A 20,592-nucleotide genomic window follows, 5' to 3' on the forward strand; every position below is an offset into this window, starting at 1 on the left:
AGATACTAAGGCAAAGGGGAATTATTGTTTTGCCTGATCCGCCAGTGGAGCGAATTTAAAGTCGCCTCGTGGTTGGGCAGATTTTGTTTCTGGGCCAAACCAGCGGTTATAAATTTTCTCTGCTTCACCGTCTTTTTCCAGTTTCAGCAGGGTTTGGTTAACCGCGTCAATCAGACGGCCTTCTCCTTTGGATGCCGCGACTGCCTGATATTCACGCGTAATGCTGAAAGGTGAAATTTCGAAATCGGCTTTCTGTGCATCTGGAACGTTTGCCAATAAGCCAACCAGTTTCGCATCATCCTGTGTAATGGCCTGAACATTGCCATTTCTCAATGCCGCAAATGCCAGTGGGGTGTCGTCATAAGAGATGACTTTTGCTGTCGGGTAACGTTCACGCAGGGTAATTTCCTGAACGGTTCCTTTATCCGCCCCAATACGCAGTTTGGCGATGTCGTCAGGGGTTGTCAGAACCCCTTTGCGGGCAATGAATTTCTGGCCTGTTGCAAAGTAAGGAATAGAGAAATCAACTTGTTTGGCGCGCTCATCTGTTACGGTGAAGTTAGCCGCGATGAGGTCGATTTTTTTGGAAGAAAGCAGAGGAATGCGGTTTGCCGGATTGGTCGGGCGCAGCTCCAATTTTACACCCAAATCACTGGCGATGGCATTGGCAATATCCACATCATAACCTGCCAGTTTTTTCGTTTGGGGATCGATAAAACCAAAAGGCGGGTTACTGTCAAATACCGCAATGCGTACCGTGCCTGCTTTTTTAATGTCATCGAGCTTATCTGCCTTTGCGACACCGGAAATCAGTGCCAGACCTGTCAGCAGTGCAGTTACCGCTACGCGAGATTTATTGCGAATTTCCATTTGACACCCCTGTTGATTAATCATTTTTATATGAGCAACAAAAGCTATCAATTCCTCTATAGCACCTGAAATAATATAAAGTGCTATATTTATATTAATAATGAATATGAAGAAAAAACGCCGATATTTTTTATCGGCGCTTCAAAGGGCTGACATTATTCTTCCTTGGTCAGCAATTTTTCCAGCTTATCACCGCCAATATGACGGAAATCCTGTCCCTTGACGTAATAGAAGATAAATTCACAAATATTCTGGCAACGATCGCCAATGCGCTCAATGGAACGGGCACAGAACAGTGCGGTCATGACATTGGGGATTGTTCTGGGATCTTCCATCATGTAGGTCATCAGTTGACGAATAATACTTTCATATTCCTGATCGACTTTTTTATCTTCACGGTAGATACGAATGGCTTCTTCCAGATCCATGCGGGCAAAAGCATCCAACACATCATGCAGCATTTGGATAGTATGGCGCCCCAAGGATTCCAGACTGACTAGCAAAGATTGTTGCTGATGAGAAAATTTTTCAAGTGCAGTTTGGCAGATTTTATTGGCAACATCGCCAATGCGTTCCAGTTCAGCAATGGTCTTGGAAATCACCATGATAAGGCGCAAATCGCTGGCAGTCGGCTGGCGTTTCGCAATGATGCGGACACAGGCTTCATCGATTGCCACTTCCATCATGTTGACTTTCTGATCATCCTCAATCACTTGCCTTGCCAACGTTTCATCCTGATTGTGCATCGCCAGAATGGCTTTGCTGAGTTGTTCTTCCACCAACCCGCCCATGGTCATCAATTCTGTGCGGATATACCCCAGCTCAGCATTGAACTGACCGGAGATATGTTTGCTGAGATTCAGATTGTCCATCTTGTGCTATTCCCCGTTTGCTATTCATCGCTTGTTGTTCACCGCTTACTATTCATTGCTTCATTGCTTCATTGCTTCATTGCTTCTTGCCATTCATCATTGCCACGTCATTACGCCCACGCTGTCGCCCTCATGCCATAACCACCTGTCTGCCTCGTATCAGCCATAACGGCCGGTAATGTAATCTTCTGTCTGTCTCATTTTTGGGGTGGTGAACAATCTGTCAGTATCACTGAATTCAATCAGTTCACCGAGGTACATAAAGGCGGTGTAATCGGAACAACGTGCGGCTTGTTGCATGTTGTGGGTGACGATCACGACGGTATATTCCGATTTTAATTCACTGATCAATTCTTCAATGCGCCCGGTAGAGATGGGGTCAAGTGCCGAACAAGGCTCGTCCAGCAATAAAACTTCCGGACGAATGGCGATGCCACGGGCGATGCACAAACGCTGTTGCTGCCCGCCAGAAAGACTATATCCGCTCTGGTGCAGTTTATCTTTGGTTTCATTCCACAATGCGGCCTTTGTCAGTGCCCATTGGACGCGCTCATCCATTTCAGTCCGTGTCAGCTTTTCAAACAGGCGCACCCCGAAAGCGATATTGTCGTAAATTGACATCGGGAATGGGGTCGGTTTCTGGAAAACCATGCCGATCTTTGCTCGCAGTAAGGCGATATCCTGCTTATCCGTCAGAATATTGGTGTTATCCAAAATAATCTCGCCTTCTGCCCGCTGTTCAGCATACAGTTCATACATCTTGTTGAATGTGCGCAGCAAAGTGGATTTTCCGCATCCTGACGGTCCGATGAATGCGGTTACTTTATTCTGTGCAATATCCAGCGTGATATTTTTCAGCGCGTGAAATTTGCCGTAATAGAAGTTCAGATCACGTACCTGAATTTTGCTTTCTGCAAGGTTGCCTGTTGCAATGCCATTAGCTTTATTCATCAGTGCTTTTCTCTACCTATATAAAATGACTACGCAAAATAGCCACAGAAAATATTAGTGCTTTTTCTTTGTAAACAGCACACGCGCCATAATATTGATTAACAGTACACACAGGGTTATCAGCAAGACACCTGCCCATGCCAGTTGCTGCCAGTCAGTGAATGGGCTCATGGCGAACTTGAAGATGGTGACAGGCAAATTTGCAATCGGCTGGCTGAGATCGGTACTCCAGAACTGATTGGAAAGTGATGTGAACAGCAGCGGGGCGGTTTCACCGGCGATACGGGCAATCGCCAACAAGACGCCTGTGATAATGCCTGATATGGATGCCTTCAGGGTGATGGCCGAGATCATTTTCCATTTCGGAGTCCCCAAAGCATAAGCCGCTTCACGCAGGTTATCCGGCACCAGTTTCAACATGTTTTCTGTTGTGCGGATAACAATCGGGATCTGCAACAGCGCCAGTGCAATGACGCCGGCCCAGCCAGAGAAATGCTGGACTTTTGCCACGACCACGGTGTAGACAAACAGGCCGACCACAATCGAAGGGGCTGAAAGCAGAATATCGTTAATAAAACGGATGGTTTCTGCCAGCCATGAGCGACGGCCATATTCCGCCAGATAAATCCCTGCCATAATTCCCAATGGTGTGCCGAATACTGTTGCCCAGAAAATAAGCAGGCCACTGCCGGCAATGGCGTTTGCCAGCCCTCCGCCTCCGGTGTTGGGTGGGGGCGTCATTTCGGTAAACAACGCCAGCGACATGCCATCAATGCCTTTGATGATGGTGGAAAATAAGATGCAGCTCAACCAGAATAGGCCAAATGCCATGGTTGCCATAGATAACATCAATGCAATGCGGTTTTTCTGGCGTCGCCATGACTGCATGCGACGTCGGCTTTTCATATCCACGGCATTGATTGAACCCGACAAATGCGGTGGGTTGTTGTTGATGGTCATTTTTCAGCGCCCCTCATTTTTTGCCAGACGCATAATCATCAGTTTTGATAATGCCAATACAATAAAGGTAATCACAAATAGGATAAGCCCCAACTCCATCAATGCCGCGGTATGCAGGCCGGATTCCGCTTCCGCGAATTCATTCGCCAGCGCAGAAGTGATGCTGTTGCCCGGCATGTACAGGGACAGACTGTCAAGTTGGTAGGTGTTGCCGATAATGAAGGTGACGGCCATTGTTTCACCCAGCGCCCTGCCAAGCCCCAGCATGACACCGCCAATGACACCATTTCTGGTGTATGGCAGGACGATATTCCAAATGACTTCCCATGTCGTACAACCGATGCCATAGGCAGACTCTTTCATCATGACAGGGGTCCGCTCAAACACATCGCGCATGACAGAAGCGATGTAGGGAATAATCATGATGGCAAGAATGATGCCTGCGGCCAGTATGCCGATACCAAAAGCAGGGCCGGAAAACAGTTCACCGACGATGGGAATACTCGATAGCACATCACCGACGGGTTGCTGGAAATGGGTGGCGAACAAAGGGGCAAACACAAACAGCCCCCACATACCGTAAACGATGCTGGGGATCGCTGCCAGAAGCTCGATCGCCACACCCAGGGGACGCTTCAGCCAGTTCGGTGCCAGCTCTGTCAGAAACAAGGCAATGCCGAAACTGACCGGAACCGCAATAATCAGGGCAATTAATGATGTCATCAATGTGCCATAAACAGGCACTAATGCGCCAAACGTATCTGCGGGTGCATCCCAGTCTTTATTCCACAAAAAAGCAAAACCAAATTTTTGGATACTTGGCCAGGACGCAATTATCAGAGAAATGATAATGCCTCCGAGCAGGAATAAAGTCAGCAGCGCTGCCAGTCTGACCAGAACGCTGAAAATAATGTCGCCATTTTTGTTTGGTGCCTTGAATGCCGTTTTACGTTCGGCCATACGCTGAATTCTCATTTTGGGTGATTTCCCCCTCGGAAGGGGGAGGTTGACAGGGGCTCACATGTCATGCCGGTTCGTCATGCACACAGGCTGTACGCCATCAATATAGCGGTTTGCCACTGCTATCTTTGACGTTGTTTTTCCATGCCGCACGCACCTGAGTGATGACGTCTTCCGGCAGAACAGCATAATCCAGATCTTGTGCCGGCTTCTTGCCGTTGCCATACGCCCAGTCAAAGAATTTCAGGACTTCAGTGCCATTGGTGGCATTCGTCACCTGCTTGTGGATGAGAATGAATGTTGTGGAGGTGATTGGCCACGCATTTTCAGCTTTTTGATTTGTCAGATCCTGAGCAAAACTCTTGCTCCAGTCCGCACCGTTGGCAGCGGCACTAAAGTTTTCGGCGGTAGGGGCGACGATGGCACCATTCGCTGAAACCAGTTTGGTGTATGCGAGGCCATTTTGCTTCGCATAGGCATATTCAACGTAGCCAATCGAACCCGGCAGGCGCTGGACAAATGCGGCGATACCATCATTGCCTTTGCCACCCAATCCGGTTGGCCATTTGACGGTAGTGCCGACGCCCACTTTGCTTTTCCACTCAGGGCTCACTTTAGCCAGATAACTGGTGAAAACGTAGGACGTTCCGGAACCGTCTGCACGGCGAACTACCGCAATGTTTTGATCGGGGAGCTTGAGGTCTGGGTTCAGTTTTGTAATGGCGGGAGCATTCCATTTCTTAATGTTGCCCAGATAGATATCGCCGAGGGTTTTGCCATCCAGAATTAACTGACCGGACTTAATGCCGGAAATGTTCACTGCCAGCACAATCCCGCCGATCACAGTAGGGAACTGAAACAGGCCATCCTGCGCCAATTTGGCGTCAGGCAATGGGGCATCTGACGCACCAAAATCCACTGTGTTTGCAATGATTTGCTTTACCCCACCCGAAGAGCCGATACCTTGGTAATTGATTTTATTGCCTGTTTCTTTTTGGTAGGAATCTGCCCATTTGGTATATACCGGTGCGGGAAATGTTGCACCTGCTCCCGTCAAGCTGGTAGCTGCATATGAAGACAGGGATGCCATGGCAAATACAGCGGCCATAATACTTGTTACGGTGGTGGTACGCATTGATTTCATACATCCTCCTACAGGGATACATATACCTGTCGTCTTTCAGGCCGCAGCTTCATTGACTCTATTCAGCCCCATCACATCACGGTCTATGTTGTTGCGGCTTTCGATTTGTCACGGTGCTGCAACTTGAAATCCAATGGGTATTTCATTAATTGCAAACACATGTCAGACATCGACAATCAGGTTCAGGTTTTTAGCTAAGAAATGGACTTGAAAGGAAAATAGGTAAATTCAGTGACAGTACAATGTCTATATTATGACATTTTTATGACAGGTGCTTTGTAAAGGTGCATATTTTTCGCCCGCTTGTTTTTCATTCATGTACGTTTCATCCATGTACGTTTCATCCAATGGAATGTAGGCGCGGAGGGACAGCCCCCGTTTTTCACTTTCGCCCGCTTCAACATATCCTCCGTGAATATCGATGATGCGTTGGATGATTGCCAGCCCCAGCCCTGTCCCCGGATTATTCAGGAACATGCTATTGCGGATATTATTATTGTGGACATGATGATTGCAGGCATGGCCGGCCTGCTCTCGCTGCATAAAAGGCTGGAATAAAATAGCGGCTTCTTCTGGCGTCATTCCGGTCCCATTATCCTCCACCTGAAACCAGCCAAATTTCCCTTTTGTACCGCTGCTGATCCGGAGCCATCCATTGCCATAACGCAAAGCATTAGTGAACATATTGGACAGAACACGCTGGACAGACAGTTTATTGGCCAGAACCCGGATTGGGCGGGAAGATAAGTGATTTTCGACATTCGCCCCGCAGTGTTGTTCTTTCTCAATGACGGCATCAAGCAGCGCATTCAACTCACAATGTACCATTGGCACATCCTGACCCGCGCGTTGGTAGTCAATGAATTGATCGATAATGGCATTGCATTCCTCAATGTCCCGATAGATAGATTCCGTGAGAAAATCATCTTTTTCCCCCATCATTTCCATCGCCAGCCGAATGCGGGTAAGCGGGGTACGCAAATCATGACTCACGCCCGCAATCAACACTGTCCGGGCACTTTCCTGAGCTTTTAGTTCTGTTGATATCTGGTTGAATGCATTAATCACTGACCGCGTGGCTGGTGCTCCCGTTTCAGGCAGCGGTGCGGTTCTTTTCCCTTGACCGATATCCATTGCGGCTTTCTGTATGGCATCGAGTGATCGTTTCTGGACATGGAGATACACACAGAACGCGATAAATACTGACCATGCTGCGGCAAAAACCCCGATAAAGACAGGGGGGCACACAACGTGGAGCGAGCGGTTTTCTACTGTAACCAATACTTGAGTCACTAAATAACTGACCAGCAGGCAGCCCAATAATATTGCCAGCGTCAGATACAAAAACTTTTTCATACCTGATTTCCGTCAGGCACAAAAACATACCCCAAGCCCCAGACTGTCTGAATATAGCGGGGATGGGCCGGATCTTCTTCAATCAGGCGACGCAAGCGGGAAACTTGTACATCAATGGAGCGCTCCGTGGCACCATATTCCCTTCCCCGGGCCAGATTCATTAATTTATCCCGTGACAATGGTTTGCGGGGATGGGAAACCAGCACTTTCAATACAGAGAATTCACCACTGGTCAGCGGCAGTAATTCATCGTGGTGGAACATTTCGCGCGTGCCGAGATCCAGTTTAAATTTTCCGAATTTGATCACCGCATCTTCCGGTGTCGGCACTCCTGGCAACTCATAAGTCTGGCGGCGGAGGACCGCCCGAATGCGTGCCAGTAGTTCACGCGGGTTAAATGGCTTGGCGAGGTAATCATCAGCGCCGATTTCAAGGCCCACGATGCGATCAACTTCTTCTCCTTTTGCGGAGATCATGATGATAGGGATTGGGTTTTGCTGGCTTCTCAGCCTGCGGCAAATGGATAGCCCGTCTTCGCCCGGCAACATTAAGTCCAAGATAATTAGCTGGATCGTTTCTCTGGCCAACAAACGGTCCATCTGCTCTCCGTTTGCAACGCTGCGGACTTGAAAGCCCTGCTCGGATAAATACCGTTCCAACAGCGCCCGCAAACGCATATCATCATCAACAACAAGGATCTTATAACTCTCTTGCATGTTTCAGCTCCCAAGATGCTCCATGCCTGTAATATCCATTACGCTTACAGAAAACCCATAATACAATAGAGAATAACCGCATGTATTTTAAAGCTATTTGAAGAATTAACAATCATCGCTTATGTTTCAGTTTTCTGTCCTTGTTTTTCATTCGGTATTTCTCAGCACTGAAATTTACGTCAAAGCCTGATAGCTGATTTCCAGTATCCAATAAGTCACTGTGCCATTGGGTGTCATCACCGAAACTTCATCATCAACCTGCTTGCCCAGTAGCGCCCTTGCCACAGGAGAATCAATGGAGATCCACTTTTTGGCAGGCTCGAACTCATCCGGCCCTACCAGACGAAAAATGTGTTCTTCGGCATTTTCATTTTCGACTTTGACCCATGCACCAAAAAAAACTTTTCCCTCTTGACGTGGATCGGCATCAACAATTTTTAGAATATCAAGTCGCTTGGATAAAAACCGTACACGACGGTCAATTTCTCTTAATCTTTTTTTGCCATAAATGTATTCGGCATTTTCTGAGCGATCACCCAGCGCGGCAGCATCTGAAACAGCCTGAGTGACTTGGGGGCGTTCTATTTTCCACAGGTATTTCAGCTCCTGATCAAGCGCATGCCAGCCTTCCCGGGTAATATAGTTACTCTTGGCCATAAAAAACTCACTTGAAAAAAGATAATTAATGGCGGAGTACTATACCTTAACCAGAAAGAATCTTAATCAGAAAGAATCTTAATCAGAAAACGCCTTAATCAGAAAGATATTCGATGAATTCTGTCGCAACATGACTGAAATATCGCGCTAAACTGGAAATTATCGCGCTCAACACGTATATAATGGAGCCAGTTTGAAACATGCCGATATTATTTCAGTTGAAATTTGATCTTATCAGGCACTGTCTGATGATGTTCCGGATATCTACAGACACCAGGAAAGTTGAAGAAAACAAACCATGAATGAATCTTTAAGCCGAATCATTGCCGGTGAGCTACAGGCTCAACCACAGCAAGTCCTAGCTGCCATCACTCTACTTGATGAGGGAAACACGGTTCCCTTCATTGCCCGTTATCGTAAAGAGGTGACGGGGGGCCTGGATGATACCCAACTCCGCCAGCTCGAAAATCGCCTTGGTTACCTGCGCGAACTCTCCAGTCGCCGCCAGACTATTCTGAAATCCATTGAGGAGCAGGGGAAGTTAACTGTTGAGCTCGAGAACGCCATTAACGCTACGCTGAGCAAAACGGAACTGGAAGACTTATATCTGCCTTATAAACCTAAGCGTCGCACCCGTGGGCAAACGGCCATTGAAGCCGGATTGGAGCCTTTGGCTGATTTGCTGTGGCAAGAACCACAACAAGAGCCGGAGCTGGCGGCTGCCGCTTATGTTGACGCTGACAAAGGCGTTGCGGATACCAAGGCGGCACTGGATGGTGCACGTTATATCCTGATGGAGCGTTTTGCCGAAGATGCGACGCTGCTGGCGAAAGTACGTGAATACCTGTGGAAAAATGCCCACTTGGTATCCAAAGTGATTGAAGGTAAAGAAGAAGAGGGTGCTAAATTCAGCGACTACTTCGACCATCATGAAGCCATCACCGCCGTTCCTTCTCACCGTGCCCTTGCCATGTATCGAGGCCGCAATGAAGGGATCTTGCAATTGTCCCTGAATGCGGACCCGCAATTTGAGGAAGCACCGAAAGAGAGCCATTGCGAACAAATTATTGCTGACCACCTTAATCTGCGTCTGAACAATGCACCGGCAGACAGCTGGCGCAAAGCAGTGGTGAGCTGGACATGGCGAATCAAGGTGCTGATGCATCTGGAAACCGAGTTGATGGGCACACTGCGCGAGAAAGCCGAAGAGGAGGCCATCAACGTATTCGCCCGTAACCTGCACGACCTGATGATGGCAGCGCCTGCCGGAATGCGTGTGACAATGGGTCTTGATCCGGGCTTGCGTACCGGGGTAAAAGTCGCCGTTGTTGATGCAACCGGCAAACTTATCGCTACCGATACCATTTACCCACATACGGGACAGGAAAATAAAGCGGCTGCCGCCGTTGCTGCCTTGTGTACCAAGCATCAAGTAGAACTGGTTGCAATTGGCAATGGTACAGCTTCCCGTGAAACAGAACGTTTCTTTGCCAACGTCCAGAAACAGTATCCTGATGTGACTGCACAGAAAGTGGTGGTCAGCGAAGCGGGAGCATCTGTCTATTCCGCCTCTGAACTGGCAGCACAGGAATTCCCTGATTTGGATGTTTCCCTGCGTGGCGCTGTTTCCATTGCCCGCCGTTTGCAAGATCCACTGGCAGAACTGGTGAAAATTGAGCCTAAATCTATCGGTGTGGGCCAATACCAGCATGATGTCAGCCAGACTCTGCTTGCGAAAAAACTGGATGCAGTTGTCGAGGATTGTGTTAACGGCGTCGGTGTTGACCTGAACACCGCTTCCGTAGCCTTGTTAACCCGTGTTGCGGGTCTGAGCCGCACCGTTGCCCAGAATATCGTTAACTGGCGTGATGAGAATGGTCGCTTCGGTAATCGTGGCCAATTGTTGAAAGTCAGTCGCCTGGGGCCAAAAGCTTTCCTGCAATGTGCGGGCTTCCTGCGCATCAACCACGGCGATAACCCTCTGGATGCCTCAACCGTTCACCCTGAAGCTTATCCGGTTGTTGAAAAGATCCTGACAACCACAGAACAAACGTTGTCTGAATTAATGGGCAATCCTGCGAACCTGCGTAATCTGAACGCTCAGGATTTCACGACGGAAAAATTCGGTATCCCGACCGTCACGGATATTCTGAAAGAATTGGAAAAACCGGGTCGCGATCCTCGTCCTGAATTCAAGACGGCCACATTTACTGATGGCGTTGAAACCATGAATGACCTGCAAACAGGCATGATTCTGGAAGGTACAGTCACGAACGTGACTAATTTCGGTGCATTTGTTGACATTGGTGTTCATCAGGACGGTTTGGTGCATATCTCTTCCCTGTCTGATCGCTTTGTAGAAGATCCGCACGCTATTGTGAAAACAGGCGATATCGTGAAAGTGAAGGTCATGGATGTTGACCTGAACCGTAAACGCATTGCATTGACTATGCGCCTTGATGAACAGCCCGGCGAAACAGCGGCACGTCGCGGTGGTTCTCAGGGGGGGCATCGTCAGGAACAGCGTCATGGTAACAACCGCAACGGCAATGGCAATGGTAATGGAAAAGGCCGCCATCATTCCCGCTCTTCAGGTTCTGCGCCTTTGGCGAACAGCGCAATGAGTGATGCATTGGCTGCCGCATTCGGCAAAAAACGTTAATCTTAATTGATTGATGACTGAACTGGCTCAATCGGGCCAGTTCAGTATTCGCGGCGCTATTTCTGTCTTTATTCCGGCATGGGATGTCATTATCTGCATATCAGTCTTATGTCCATTGAGTATACTTTTTAAACTATTTAAAATTATTTGTGATAATTAATTTAAATTAATTATCACAACAGGGAAAATGAAATCCATCATTTTTCTGTCTGATAAAAACCATAAAATTCATGATGATGACTTTATTTATTTCCAGCTTTATAAATTTCAGTATTAATGATAACCTCTGACTATTCCTGAAAATAACCTGTATAATTCGTTTTGCAATAAATCCATTAGTAAAAAGAAGTCATTGAATAATATAGAAATACAACTAACTGACATGTTCTTTATCCCGTCTGTATGACATGATGCTTATTTTATCCCTTATAATTTCAATGTGTTGCATTAAGGTTCTAATAGGTGATTGAAATATAAAGGATATAAAGAACATATTCACACTGTTGAGGAACAAGTGATGAACAAATATGTCCAAAGCAGTTTTGATTTACTCAGCAATATTCGTTTTTTCAATCTTTCTACCCATAACCCAGATGCGGATTCGGTCTGGTCATCAACCATGTTTTATATTCCGCAATACAACCCACTCAAATTGATTTGGTATTCAAAGCAACATACCCGGCATTCGCAAGAACTGAAGATTAACCCCCGTGTCAGCGGTACAATCTACAGCAGCCAAGTTCTGCCTGATTTATCGCTGGATCTGGCAGGCTCTCAATTTGTTGGCTATGCTCGTCAGGTACCTGATGAACAGCTACAGGAAACATATGATTACTTCTTCCTGAAAACTTTCCCTGATGAAAATGTCCGCAAGAAAAATGCGCGCCCTATCAGTGACTATCAGGGAAATGCGGAACGCCGTTTCTATGAATTGGAGATACAGGCGTGGTGGGTATACGATTCGGACGCCTGGAGTCTTCATAAAGATGATGATCGTGTTCAGGTGCCATTGAGTGAGCTGCTTGTCCCTCCAACATTGAGTGAATAATAAAATGTGAATGAAAATAAATAATCATTCGAAAAATTAATGAAAATATAAAAATCAACAAGCCCTGCTTATTATGTAGGGCTTGTTGCAATCATGCTTTCTATATACTCATCTTTCCTTAATTTTCTATATAATTTTTTATTTCTTATTGTTTTATAAGTTAATATCTTCTTATAAAGAAATTTTTAAAAATATTAAACAATTATCTCAATCATTCATTTTCAATAAAATCACCATTAATTTGATTAATATCAATTTGTTTCACCGTGATTCAAGGATAAATAACCAGTATTGCAACTGCATATTATTATCATTAACAATTGGAATTGAGGGGGTCGTGATACTTTTTTTCTTGTGAATTCCCCTTTATTGAGGATAATAATTCTTATAATCACTTATCTTTTCAGTTTTAATGGAGAGTTATATGGCTCTTATTCCAGAAAGTACGTATAAAATTCTGGGATTTTCTCCAGAAATCAGTCCGGCCTACCGACAAAAATTATTGTCCCTTGGTTTGCTGCCCGGCTCAACATTCCAGGTTATTCGTTTCGCTCCATTGGGTGATCCAATACAAATTGAAACACGCAGAGTAAATCTGACCCTTCGCAAGCAAGACTTAGAATTTATCCTGTTGCATGAAGATCTCTAGTATCGCCCCTTGATTGGCAGACATAGCTTGATTGGCAGACATAGAAAGTATGATGAAACATTTAACTATAGGCCTGATTGGTAATCCCAATGCCGGTAAAACAACCCTTTTTAACCAACTCACAGGCTCCCGGCAGCGTGTGGGGAACTGGGCTGGGGTTACCGTAGAGAGGAAAATCGGTCACTTTATTACCCATGACCATAAAGTCGAACTTGTCGACCTCCCGGGGACCTACTCACTGACGACCATTTCTGAACAAACCTCCATTGATGAACAGATCGCCTGCCACTATATTCTCAGTGGCGAAGCCGATATGCTGATCAATGTCGTGGACGCCTCGAATCTGGAACGCAATCTTTATCTTTCTCTGCAATTGATTGAGCTGGGCATTCCCTGCATCGTTGCGCTGAACATGCTGGATATTGCCCAAAACCAGCGGATCAATATTGATGTCAAAGCACTGGAGCAGCGTCTCGGTTGTCCGGTTATCCCATTGGTATCTACCCGTGCCACGGGGATCGATGCACTGAAAAAAGCCATCGACAATTATCCGCAACAATCCACTCCGGTTCGGGTTGAATATCCCGACGCGCTGTTGCAAGAAATTACTGTTCTTTCCGACCGGATCACGGAGAAGTTCAATCCGCAACAGCGTCGCTGGCTTACTTTGCAAGTGCTGGAAGGGGATATTTACAGCCGGGAGATTTCCGGACTGACCCAGGAGCAACTGGCGGAAAGTCAGGCCCGTCTGCAAGAAAAGCAGATTACCGAACCGGATCTGATGATTGCGGGAGCGCGCTATCAGACGATTAATGAACTTTGCCTGAGCGTCATTGATACCCGCTCGGCCATCCCCAACAAACTGACCAAAACATTGGACACCGTTATTCTGAACCGTTGGCTGGGTGTTCCCATCTTCCTGTTCGTCATGTACCTGATGTTTGTATTGGCCATTAATATCGGTGGTGCTTTGCAGCCAATATTCGATGGTGCTTCCGCCGCCATTTTTATTGATGGCATGCAGTGGCTGGGCTATACCTGTCATTTCCCGCACTGGCTGACGGTTTTTCTTGCCCAGGGTATCGGCGGAGGGATCAATACCATGCTGCCGCTGGTTCCCCAGATTGGCATGATGTATCTGTTCCTCTCCTTCCTTGAAGATTCCGGTTATATGGCCCGGGCCGCGTTTGTCATGGATAGATTGATGCAGGCAATGGGGCTTCCGGGGAAATCTTTCGTGCCTTTGATTGTCGGTTTTGGCTGTAATGTGCCTGCCGTGATGGGAGCAAGGACGCTGGATGCGCCGCGCGAACGGCTGATTACTATCATGATGGCACCGTTCATGTCCTGCGGGGCGAGGCTGGCTATCTTCGCTGTTTTTGCGGCGGCTTTCTTTGGCAAAAGCGGCGCAAGCATCGTTTTCTCCCTGTATATATTGGGAATTATCGTCGCGATACTCACAGGCCTTCTGCTCAAATACACGATTATGCGTGGTGAGGCCTCGCCATTTGTCATGGAGCTGCCTGTCTACCATGTTCCCCATGCCAAGACGCTGTTGCTCCAGACTTGGCAGCGGCTGAAGGGTTTTGTGGTACGGGCAGGTAAAGTGATTATCGCGGCCAGTATGTTTATTGGCGCGCTGAACAGTTTTTCTTTCTCAGGTAAAACCGTAGACAATATCAATGAATCCGCGTTGGCGTCAGTCAGCAAAGTGATTACGCCAGTCTTGCAACCCCTTGGTGTTCATCCCGATAACTGGCAGGCGACTGTCGGGCTTGTTACCGGAGCAATGGCAAAAGAAGTTGTTGTGGGAACGCTGAATACATTATATACCGCGGAAAACATCACTCAGGCACCATTTAATCCCGATGAGTTCCATTTGTTGGATCAACTGAAAGATGCGGTTGATGAAACGTGGGACAGCCTGAAAGAAACCCTGACTCTGAGCGCATTGTCTAACCCGATTGAGGCCAGCAAAGGGGACGGGAATATGGACCGCGGCTCAATGGGGACGATGAGCGCCAAATTCGGCTCCGCTATTTCTGCTTACAGCTATTTGATCTTTGTGTTGCTGTACGTGCCTTGTGTTTCCGTGATGGGGGCGATTGCCCGTGAAACCAGCCGTGGTTGGATGACCTTCTCCATTTTGTGGGGCTTGAACGTCGCTTACTCGCTATCGGCGCTGTTTTACCAAATCACGACGTTTTCCGTTCACCCTCAGAGCAGCCTCATCACGATTCTGGCAGTTGTTCTGTTTAACATACTGATTTTTATTGGCTTGCGCCGTGCACGCAGCAGAGTCACGGTAACGCTCAACAATGCCCCTGATCGCAGCTGTGCCTGTTCGGACAATAGTTGCCATTAGTCGCAGGAGTGATGAATGATTAGTTTGCCAGCGATCAGGGATGCCATTGCCCTCAATGGGCGTGCTGATGCGAGATCACTGAGCCATCAGTTTTCAGCACCTTTGCCAATGGTGGAAGCCATGCTCAAGCAGCTTGTCATAATGGGGAAACTGGAGGAAGTGGATGCTTCCTCCTGTCTCAGCGGGGGCTGCAAGCAGTGCCCGGAAACGCAGAAATGCGATACCAAAGTGTACCGGCTGGTAGCCAAAGATTAAGGCATTGCTTCTTCAGCTAATCATAAATATCAAACTTGCATGCTCCAGACAAATGTCATATAAGTATAATGACATTTGTCATTTTCTTTGGGAGGGTATATGCGTATCTATGTACCAAACGATGTCACCGACAAAAAAGCCCTATGGCGCTCTATCGGGTTGCCAGCAAACCGGGGGCAGGATCTTATCGACGTTTTACAGATGGGCCTACCTCTTGATGTGCTGGATAATATTCATCGGAATTCAGATTTGTCTAAAGCGGATATCCTGCGTATTGCGGGTATCAATGAGCGTAATGTTGCACGCCGTAAAAGTGCCGGTCGCCCGCTCTCTTCTGATGAAAGCGAACGTATAGCCCGTTTGGTTCGAGTATTTGATGCAACCATTGTTTTCTTCAATGGTGATAAAGAAGCCGCCTATCACTGGCTCAAGCATCCCGTTAAAGGATTGGGTAATGTTGCTCCGATTTCTCTGATTGCCACAGAAAGTGGGGCTCTTGAAATTCTGGATCTCATCGGCAGGCTTGAGCACGGGGTTATTTCATGATTTTTTATCGGCTGACAAAATCCGTCCATGCGAATGAAGCATGGACGGGATACGGAGCGAAAAAATTCGGTGGTCGCTGGAATCATAAAGGAAATGCAGCAGTTTATGTGTCTGGCTCTATTGCATTGGCGGCACTGGAAATTTATGTACATGCACCAAAAGAAACTCTGCTTGAAGAATACCGGCTCTTTTCTATTGAAATAGCTGACGAGGCCATCGATTATTTACAACACCGTTACTTACCTGACGATTGGAGGCGCGATCCCGCTCCTATTTCCACAATGGACATTGGTAGTGGTTGGCTAAGTGCCACGGAAAATCTTGCCCTTATTATTCCGTCTTGCATTATTCCCCATGAAAATAATGCCATTATTAATCCGAATCATCCTGACTTCCCCAAATTCATGGGATCAATCAAAGAACTGGATTTTACTTTCGATCAACGCCTGATGGGGTGATCCCGGGAAAACAACACACAAAGTACCACGCCGAATGCAAGACAAAGCATTAAGATCGGTGTCAACCAAGGATACTGGCTTGGCAGCATACTTGCGGCAATACCGATTGTTGCCGCCATCACCTGATGAATAAAGCTACATAATGCGACGGGATAACCGCCTCCAATGGGGGATTTTTCAATGGATACCGACATACTGACAGGATAAATAATTGCCTGTCCGATCAGGGCGATGCAGTAGGGTAACCAGAAAAGCAGTGCGAGATAAAAAGCGCTGCCCAGCAGCATCACAGTACAGCCAAACAACAATATTCCCAAACCCACCAGAATAATCAGTTCACGACCTTTTTTGACGACATAGCGGTTAACGATAAACGCACCCAAAAAATAGGCCATGCTGATGGGCCATCCCAATAAACCATATTCATAGGCGCTCCATTGCAGGTGTGTCTGGAAGATAAAGGGCGCGTTGGTGTTGAAGGTAACGACAATGCCATAACCCAATGCTCCCGCCAAAGCCGGTAAAAGAAATGGCTTACATTGCAAGATGGTGAAGTAAGTCTGTTTAAAAGAAAGAGAAGAAGGGGTGAGTTGAACATCAGGAAGTTTTATCAGGAGAAATAGTGAAAGCAGTACCAGCGCAGTGATTGTCAGGCTGAAAAAGATGGTCTGCCAGCCCCAGAGTTTTGTCACCGAAGCGCCCAAGAATTGCCCGATCCCCACGGAAACCACAAATGAAAATGAGAACCAGGAAAGGATTTTTGCTAACCTGTCACCACTAAAATAATCTTTGATTATTATGCGGGAAAGTACGGTCATTCCTCCCGCTGCCATTCCCTGCAAGAAGCGGAGAAAGATAAATATATCGGTATTGCTGACCAACGCGATGGCAAGGCTGCATGCGGAATAAAAGAGTATGGCAATTGAAAGGACTTTTTTTCTGCCATATTTTTCACCCAAGCCTCCCCAAAGGAGTAACAATACCGCCATACCGATTAAAAATGCGGGGAACGATAACGCAATATCTTGTTGCCGGGCAGATAATGTCTCAGCTATCAACGGTAATGCAGGTAAATACATTGAATTACCTAATTGCGCTAAGAAAACCGTGATGAAAGCGATAAATATTATATATTCTTTTTTTACTTTAATTTCCATATAAAATGCCTTATTAGCAATAAATAGGATATTTTGCATTTGAGTCAATCAATGAAAATAGTGGGTAACAAAAAGTATCTCACTCAATATTAACCCAAAAATAACGTTAATGACGCATGACTTCATTAATAATGACCTAATTGAAAAATAAAAAGCATTTTTTTATTATCTGACGGACAGTTTCTCAATATTAATGACCCGAGGATAGTGATATGCCTAAAGCGTTATTTACTGCGACAGTTGAGTCAATGGATCGTCTCAAAATGAAATGTTCATCGCGGAATTTTACTTTCCACATTGATGAACCCAAAAATTTGGGGGGAACGGATGAGGCCATGAATCCAGTGGAGGCGCTGCTTTCTGCTTTTGGTGCCTGCCAGTGCATTGTAGCCAAGAGTTTTGCCCGCAAGCATCAAATCAATTTGATCGATATTCAGGTTAAAATGGAAGGTGAGTTGGATACCGATGGCTTTACCGGCAGAAATAAAGACGCCAAATTGGGATTTTCCAAAATTACCTCCAAGTTTTATATCAAGGCAGATAATACGGAGCAGGAAATTCGCGATTTTATTGAGTTTGTCGAAAGCCATTGCCCTGTACTTGATACGATTGTTAATGCGCCGGAAATAGTCACTGAAATTTATCCGATGAAATAATTATGCTGATTACCCATAACTGTTTAATGTTATGGGTAATATCAAACAATAATTGATAATTACAATGACATTCTCTCACTAAAATTTATTAGGGCTTCAATAAACTCATCAGGATGAGAAATAAATGGGGCATGGGCAGCGTTTCGTATAATAGCGGAGTGTGTACCCGGCCATTCGTTATCAAGCCGTTGTGCAATTCTGCGGGGGACAAGCCCGTCAAGGTAGCCATACAGTCGCAGGAACGGCAATTGAAGTTGCGATAGCTCAGCCCTTAAATCAACCGTGCGCAGGATCTCCAAACCCGCGTTAAGGACTTCTACCGACGGCATCGGCTGATTCAGTATGACTGACTTCAATATGCGGGCATCCTGACGGGCGCTTTCTGTTCCCAATGTCTGCAATGCCAGAAAGCGTTCGACGGTCTTTTGAAAATCAGTACTCAATTGGTATTCAAAGGCATTCAATACTTCCGGTTTTATGCCCGGCCAATCTTCATCCGCACTGAATTTTGGTGAAGAAGCCACTGTGATTAAACCTGCAATGTTTTCCGGGTGATCCAAGGCAATCTGGCTGGCAACTAACCCGCCTAAAGACCAGCCCAGCCACAATGCATTTTCCGGCGCCTGCTGCCACACGGTATCTGCCATTTCCGCCAGTGACAGGGCGGAGTATGACTGGCTGCGCCCGTATCCGGGTAAATCCACCAAGTGCAAGCGAAAATGTGAAGCTAATTGTGTTTCCACTGAACGCCAGACTTCGGCATTCAGGCCCCATCCGTGCAGCATCACAAGATCGCGAGGTGCATCACCGATTGTCTGCCAAAACAATTGTTCCATTGTTATCCTCATTTTATTTATTACCAAGGAAGGGAACTATGCTAACAATGGTTGGATACTGTTGGCTATGCCATCAAAATTTGTATTTTGCCCATCATGGAATCTGTTGCATTTGCCAACGGCAGCTCAAGCGCCTGCAAAAGGTTTGCCCGCGCTGTGCACTGCCTGCTGAAGCTGAAAGTATTTCCTGTGGCCGCTGCCTGAAGCGTCCTCCTCCCTGGCAACAGCTGGTCGCACTGACCGATTACGCGCCCCCGCTGAGCCAGCTTATCCAGCGATATAAATATCACTCAACCCCTCAACTTGCGCCGGTATTGGCCCGCCTGTTCCTGTTGCATTGGCAACAGGGTTATCGGGAAGGTCGCTGGCATAAACCGGATTACATACTGGGCATTCCTCTGCACAGAAAAAAGCGCTGGCAACGAGGGTTCGACCACATTGAGCTGATGACTTATTCTTTGTCGCACTGGTTACAATGCACTCATCGCCCCGATCTTTTGCAACGCTCACGTGCTACACTCACGCAACGGGGCTTATCTGCCACCCAGAGGAAAACCAATCTTAAGAATGCCTTTCAATTGCGGGGCGATTTTGTTGATCAACATGTTGCTATTTTCGACGATGTGATCACCACAGGGACAACGCTGCGTGAGGCATCACAGTTGTTAATTCGTGCGGGGGCACGCTCTGTACAGGCTTGGGCGATATGCCGAACCTTGTAGTTCCTTTATGAATGGGCGTATTATAACCAACTAGAACAGTCAACTATTGAGCAAATGACATGATTAATATTACTGAAGCAGCGCAAGCGCACTTTGCCAAGCTACTGGCAAATCAAGAACCGGGTACTCAGATCCGTGTTTTTGTCATTAATCCGGGGACGCCAACCGCTGAATGTGGTGTTTCCTATTGCCCGCCGGATGCTGTTGAAGCCACGGATACCGAACTGAAGTTCGACCAAATTTCTGCCTATGTAGATGAAATCAGCGCACCTTTTCTGGAAGAGGCCGTCATTGATTTCGTCACCGATCAATTGGGATCTCAGCTGACCCTGAAAGCGCCGAATGCCAAAATGCGCAAAGTGGATGATGATGCTCCGTTGATTGAACGCGTCGAATATGTCTTACAATCGCAGATCAATCCCCAGCTTGCAGGGCACGGTGGCCGTGTCAGCCTGATGGAGATCACCGATGAGGGCTATGCCATTCTGCAATTCGGTGGTGGATGCAACGGTTGTTCAATGGTCGATGTCACCCTGAAGGAGGGAATTGAGAAGCAGTTGTTGCAGATGTTCCCTGAATTGAAAGGGGTCAGAGATCTGACTGAACACGAACGCGGTGAACACTCGTATTACTGATTATTTTCCTGTTTCTGAGTATCTTCTCACTATATTTCCGGGCCTTCTCAATATCAATCTTGGGAAGGCCGTTAGGTCGTACCAGACGACCATTAAGAAACGGATATAGTTAAGAAA

Annotated in this window: 21 protein-coding genes; 10 read left to right on the plus strand and 11 right to left on the minus strand. The window is 46.8% G+C overall.

What is annotated here, in order from left to right; translation table 11 throughout:
* Nucleotides 1-21: 21 nt before the first annotated feature.
* The 9 genes from Xsze_RS04965 to greB all read right to left on the minus strand — a co-directional run bounded on the left by Xsze_RS04965 (nucleotide 22) and on the right by greB (nucleotide 8,486).
* Nucleotides 22-870: an ABC transporter substrate-binding protein gene (locus tag Xsze_RS04965; RefSeq protein ID WP_038240908.1), complete on the minus strand. Its 849-nt coding sequence runs from the start codon at nucleotides 868-870 to the stop codon at nucleotides 22-24.
* Nucleotides 871-1,025: 155 nt separating this feature from the next.
* On the minus strand, nucleotides 1,026-1,742 hold the full coding sequence (gene phoU / locus Xsze_RS04970) for a phosphate signaling complex protein PhoU (RefSeq protein WP_038240910.1): 717 nt from the start codon (nucleotides 1,740-1,742) through the stop codon (nucleotides 1,026-1,028).
* Nucleotides 1,743-1,901: 159 nt separating this feature from the next.
* Complete coding sequence (gene pstB / locus Xsze_RS04975; RefSeq protein ID WP_038240912.1) at nucleotides 1,902-2,693, minus strand: phosphate ABC transporter ATP-binding protein PstB; 792 nt, start codon at nucleotides 2,691-2,693, stop codon at nucleotides 1,902-1,904.
* Nucleotides 2,694-2,747: 54 nt separating this feature from the next.
* Nucleotides 2,748-3,653, minus strand: coding sequence for a phosphate ABC transporter permease PstA (gene pstA, locus Xsze_RS04980; protein ID WP_038240914.1), 906 nt, complete (start codon nucleotides 3,651-3,653; stop codon nucleotides 2,748-2,750).
* A gap of 3 nt (nucleotides 3,654-3,656) precedes the next feature.
* A complete protein-coding gene (gene pstC / locus Xsze_RS04985; RefSeq protein WP_038241128.1) occupies nucleotides 3,657-4,613 on the minus strand; it encodes a phosphate ABC transporter permease PstC in 957 nt (318 codons plus the stop codon).
* A gap of 100 nt (nucleotides 4,614-4,713) precedes the next feature.
* Nucleotides 4,714-5,757, minus strand: coding sequence for a phosphate ABC transporter substrate-binding protein PstS (gene pstS / locus Xsze_RS04990; RefSeq protein WP_038240916.1), 1,044 nt, complete (start codon nucleotides 5,755-5,757; stop codon nucleotides 4,714-4,716).
* Between the two features lie 246 nt (nucleotides 5,758-6,003).
* Nucleotides 6,004-7,113 (minus strand): ATP-binding protein, encoded by a 1,110-nt coding sequence (locus Xsze_RS04995; protein ID WP_071991832.1) that lies wholly within the window; start codon nucleotides 7,111-7,113, stop codon nucleotides 6,004-6,006.
* Nucleotides 7,110-7,829: an osmolarity response regulator transcription factor OmpR gene (ompR, locus tag Xsze_RS05000; protein ID WP_038240918.1), complete on the minus strand. Its 720-nt coding sequence runs from the start codon at nucleotides 7,827-7,829 to the stop codon at nucleotides 7,110-7,112. Before ompR ends, Xsze_RS04995 begins: the two co-directional genes overlap by 4 nt.
* Nucleotides 7,830-8,003: 174 nt before the next feature.
* Nucleotides 8,004-8,486: a transcription elongation factor GreB gene (greB, locus tag Xsze_RS05005; RefSeq protein ID WP_038240919.1), complete on the minus strand. Its 483-nt coding sequence runs from the start codon at nucleotides 8,484-8,486 to the stop codon at nucleotides 8,004-8,006.
* Between the two features lie 298 nt (nucleotides 8,487-8,784).
* Here greB and Xsze_RS05010 point away from each other — a divergent pair, with 298 nt between their 5' ends.
* The 7 genes from Xsze_RS05010 to Xsze_RS05040 all read left to right on the plus strand — a co-directional run bounded on the left by Xsze_RS05010 (nucleotide 8,785) and on the right by Xsze_RS05040 (nucleotide 16,469).
* A complete protein-coding gene (locus Xsze_RS05010; protein ID WP_038240921.1) occupies nucleotides 8,785-11,148 on the plus strand; it encodes a Tex family protein in 2,364 nt (787 codons plus the stop codon).
* 517 nt (nucleotides 11,149-11,665) lie between these two features.
* Nucleotides 11,666-12,196, plus strand: a complete 531-nt coding sequence (locus tag Xsze_RS05015) for a pyridoxamine 5'-phosphate oxidase family protein (protein WP_038240923.1) — start codon at nucleotides 11,666-11,668, stop codon at nucleotides 12,194-12,196.
* Between the two features lie 424 nt (nucleotides 12,197-12,620).
* The gene (gene feoA, locus Xsze_RS05020; protein ID WP_038240925.1) at nucleotides 12,621-12,845 is read left to right on the plus strand and encodes a ferrous iron transporter A; all 225 of its coding nucleotides are present in this window, start codon (nucleotides 12,621-12,623) and stop codon (nucleotides 12,843-12,845) included.
* A gap of 52 nt (nucleotides 12,846-12,897) precedes the next feature.
* A complete protein-coding gene (gene feoB / locus Xsze_RS05025; RefSeq protein ID WP_038240927.1) occupies nucleotides 12,898-15,210 on the plus strand; it encodes a Fe(2+) transporter permease subunit FeoB in 2,313 nt (770 codons plus the stop codon).
* Nucleotides 15,211-15,225: 15 nt separating this feature from the next.
* The gene (locus tag Xsze_RS05030; protein ID WP_038240929.1) at nucleotides 15,226-15,465 is read left to right on the plus strand and encodes a FeoC-like transcriptional regulator; all 240 of its coding nucleotides are present in this window, start codon (nucleotides 15,226-15,228) and stop codon (nucleotides 15,463-15,465) included.
* A 99-nt stretch (nucleotides 15,466-15,564) separates the two neighbouring features.
* On the plus strand, nucleotides 15,565-16,011 hold the full coding sequence (gene parS / locus Xsze_RS05035) for a type II RES/Xre toxin-antitoxin system antitoxin (protein ID WP_038240931.1): 447 nt from the start codon (nucleotides 15,565-15,567) through the stop codon (nucleotides 16,009-16,011).
* A complete protein-coding gene (locus Xsze_RS05040) occupies nucleotides 16,008-16,469 on the plus strand; it encodes an RES family NAD+ phosphorylase (protein ID WP_038240934.1) in 462 nt (153 codons plus the stop codon). The genes parS and Xsze_RS05040 overlap by 4 nt, the downstream gene beginning before the upstream one ends.
* On the opposite strand, the gene Xsze_RS05045 is transcribed toward Xsze_RS05040, so the two are convergent.
* Complete coding sequence (locus Xsze_RS05045; protein WP_051462539.1) at nucleotides 16,451-17,626, minus strand: MFS transporter; 1,176 nt, start codon at nucleotides 17,624-17,626, stop codon at nucleotides 16,451-16,453. The two genes, Xsze_RS05040 and Xsze_RS05045, sit on opposite strands and share 19 nt — an antisense overlap.
* Before the next feature lie 212 nt (nucleotides 17,627-17,838).
* Here Xsze_RS05045 and Xsze_RS05050 point away from each other — a divergent pair, with 212 nt between their 5' ends.
* The gene (locus Xsze_RS05050) at nucleotides 17,839-18,282 is read left to right on the plus strand and encodes an OsmC family protein (RefSeq protein ID WP_038240937.1); all 444 of its coding nucleotides are present in this window, start codon (nucleotides 17,839-17,841) and stop codon (nucleotides 18,280-18,282) included.
* A gap of 59 nt (nucleotides 18,283-18,341) precedes the next feature.
* On the opposite strand, the gene bioH is transcribed toward Xsze_RS05050, so the two are convergent.
* Entirely contained in the window at nucleotides 18,342-19,118 is a 777-nt protein-coding gene (gene bioH / locus Xsze_RS05055) for a pimeloyl-ACP methyl ester esterase BioH (protein ID WP_038240938.1), read from the minus strand.
* Nucleotides 19,119-19,156: 38 nt separating this feature from the next.
* Between bioH and gntX the strand changes: the two genes are divergently transcribed.
* Complete coding sequence (gntX, locus tag Xsze_RS05060) at nucleotides 19,157-19,840, plus strand: DNA utilization protein GntX (RefSeq protein WP_038240940.1); 684 nt, start codon at nucleotides 19,157-19,159, stop codon at nucleotides 19,838-19,840.
* A gap of 59 nt (nucleotides 19,841-19,899) precedes the next feature.
* Complete coding sequence (gene nfuA / locus Xsze_RS05065; RefSeq protein ID WP_038240942.1) at nucleotides 19,900-20,475, plus strand: Fe-S biogenesis protein NfuA; 576 nt, start codon at nucleotides 19,900-19,902, stop codon at nucleotides 20,473-20,475.
* The last annotated feature ends 117 nt before the right edge of the window (nucleotides 20,476-20,592 follow it).

The sequence above is a fragment of the Xenorhabdus szentirmaii DSM 16338 genome, from assembly GCF_002632585.1.
In the GTDB taxonomy this organism is placed as follows: domain Bacteria; phylum Pseudomonadota; class Gammaproteobacteria; order Enterobacterales; family Enterobacteriaceae; genus Xenorhabdus; species Xenorhabdus szentirmaii.

Excerpts from the sequence above, each read along its gene's own strand:
- Xsze_RS04965 (WP_038240908.1), bottom strand. The coding sequence starts at position 870 with ATGGAAATTCGCAATAAATCTCGCGTAGCGGTAACTGCACTGCTGACA.
- phoU (WP_038240910.1), bottom strand. The coding sequence starts at position 1,742 with ATGGACAATCTGAATCTCAGCAAACATATCTCCGGTCAGTTCAATGCT.
- pstB (WP_038240912.1), bottom strand. The coding sequence starts at position 2,693 with ATGAATAAAGCTAATGGCATTGCAACAGGCAACCTTGCAGAAAGCAAA.
- pstA (WP_038240914.1), bottom strand. The coding sequence starts at position 3,653 with ATGACCATCAACAACAACCCACCGCATTTGTCGGGTTCAATCAATGCC.
- pstC (WP_038241128.1), bottom strand. The coding sequence starts at position 4,613 with ATGGCCGAACGTAAAACGGCATTCAAGGCACCAAACAAAAATGGCGAC.
- pstS (WP_038240916.1), bottom strand. The coding sequence starts at position 5,757 with ATGAAATCAATGCGTACCACCACCGTAACAAGTATTATGGCCGCTGTA.
- Xsze_RS04995 (WP_071991832.1), bottom strand. The coding sequence starts at position 7,113 with ATGAAAAAGTTTTTGTATCTGACGCTGGCAATATTATTGGGCTGCCTG.
- ompR (WP_038240918.1), bottom strand. The coding sequence starts at position 7,829 with ATGCAAGAGAGTTATAAGATCCTTGTTGTTGATGATGATATGCGTTTG.
- greB (WP_038240919.1), bottom strand. The coding sequence starts at position 8,486 with ATGGCCAAGAGTAACTATATTACCCGGGAAGGCTGGCATGCGCTTGAT.
- Xsze_RS05010 (WP_038240921.1), top strand. The coding sequence starts at position 8,785 with ATGAATGAATCTTTAAGCCGAATCATTGCCGGTGAGCTACAGGCTCAA.
- Xsze_RS05015 (WP_038240923.1), top strand. The coding sequence starts at position 11,666 with ATGAACAAATATGTCCAAAGCAGTTTTGATTTACTCAGCAATATTCGT.
- feoA (WP_038240925.1), top strand. The coding sequence starts at position 12,621 with ATGGCTCTTATTCCAGAAAGTACGTATAAAATTCTGGGATTTTCTCCA.
- feoB (WP_038240927.1), top strand. The coding sequence starts at position 12,898 with ATGAAACATTTAACTATAGGCCTGATTGGTAATCCCAATGCCGGTAAA.
- Xsze_RS05030 (WP_038240929.1), top strand. The coding sequence starts at position 15,226 with ATGATTAGTTTGCCAGCGATCAGGGATGCCATTGCCCTCAATGGGCGT.
- parS (WP_038240931.1), top strand. The coding sequence starts at position 15,565 with ATGCGTATCTATGTACCAAACGATGTCACCGACAAAAAAGCCCTATGG.
- Xsze_RS05040 (WP_038240934.1), top strand. The coding sequence starts at position 16,008 with ATGATTTTTTATCGGCTGACAAAATCCGTCCATGCGAATGAAGCATGG.
- Xsze_RS05045 (WP_051462539.1), bottom strand. The coding sequence starts at position 17,626 with ATGGAAATTAAAGTAAAAAAAGAATATATAATATTTATCGCTTTCATC.
- Xsze_RS05050 (WP_038240937.1), top strand. The coding sequence starts at position 17,839 with ATGCCTAAAGCGTTATTTACTGCGACAGTTGAGTCAATGGATCGTCTC.
- bioH (WP_038240938.1), bottom strand. The coding sequence starts at position 19,118 with ATGGAACAATTGTTTTGGCAGACAATCGGTGATGCACCTCGCGATCTT.
- gntX (WP_038240940.1), top strand. The coding sequence starts at position 19,157 with ATGCTAACAATGGTTGGATACTGTTGGCTATGCCATCAAAATTTGTAT.
- nfuA (WP_038240942.1), top strand. The coding sequence starts at position 19,900 with ATGATTAATATTACTGAAGCAGCGCAAGCGCACTTTGCCAAGCTACTG.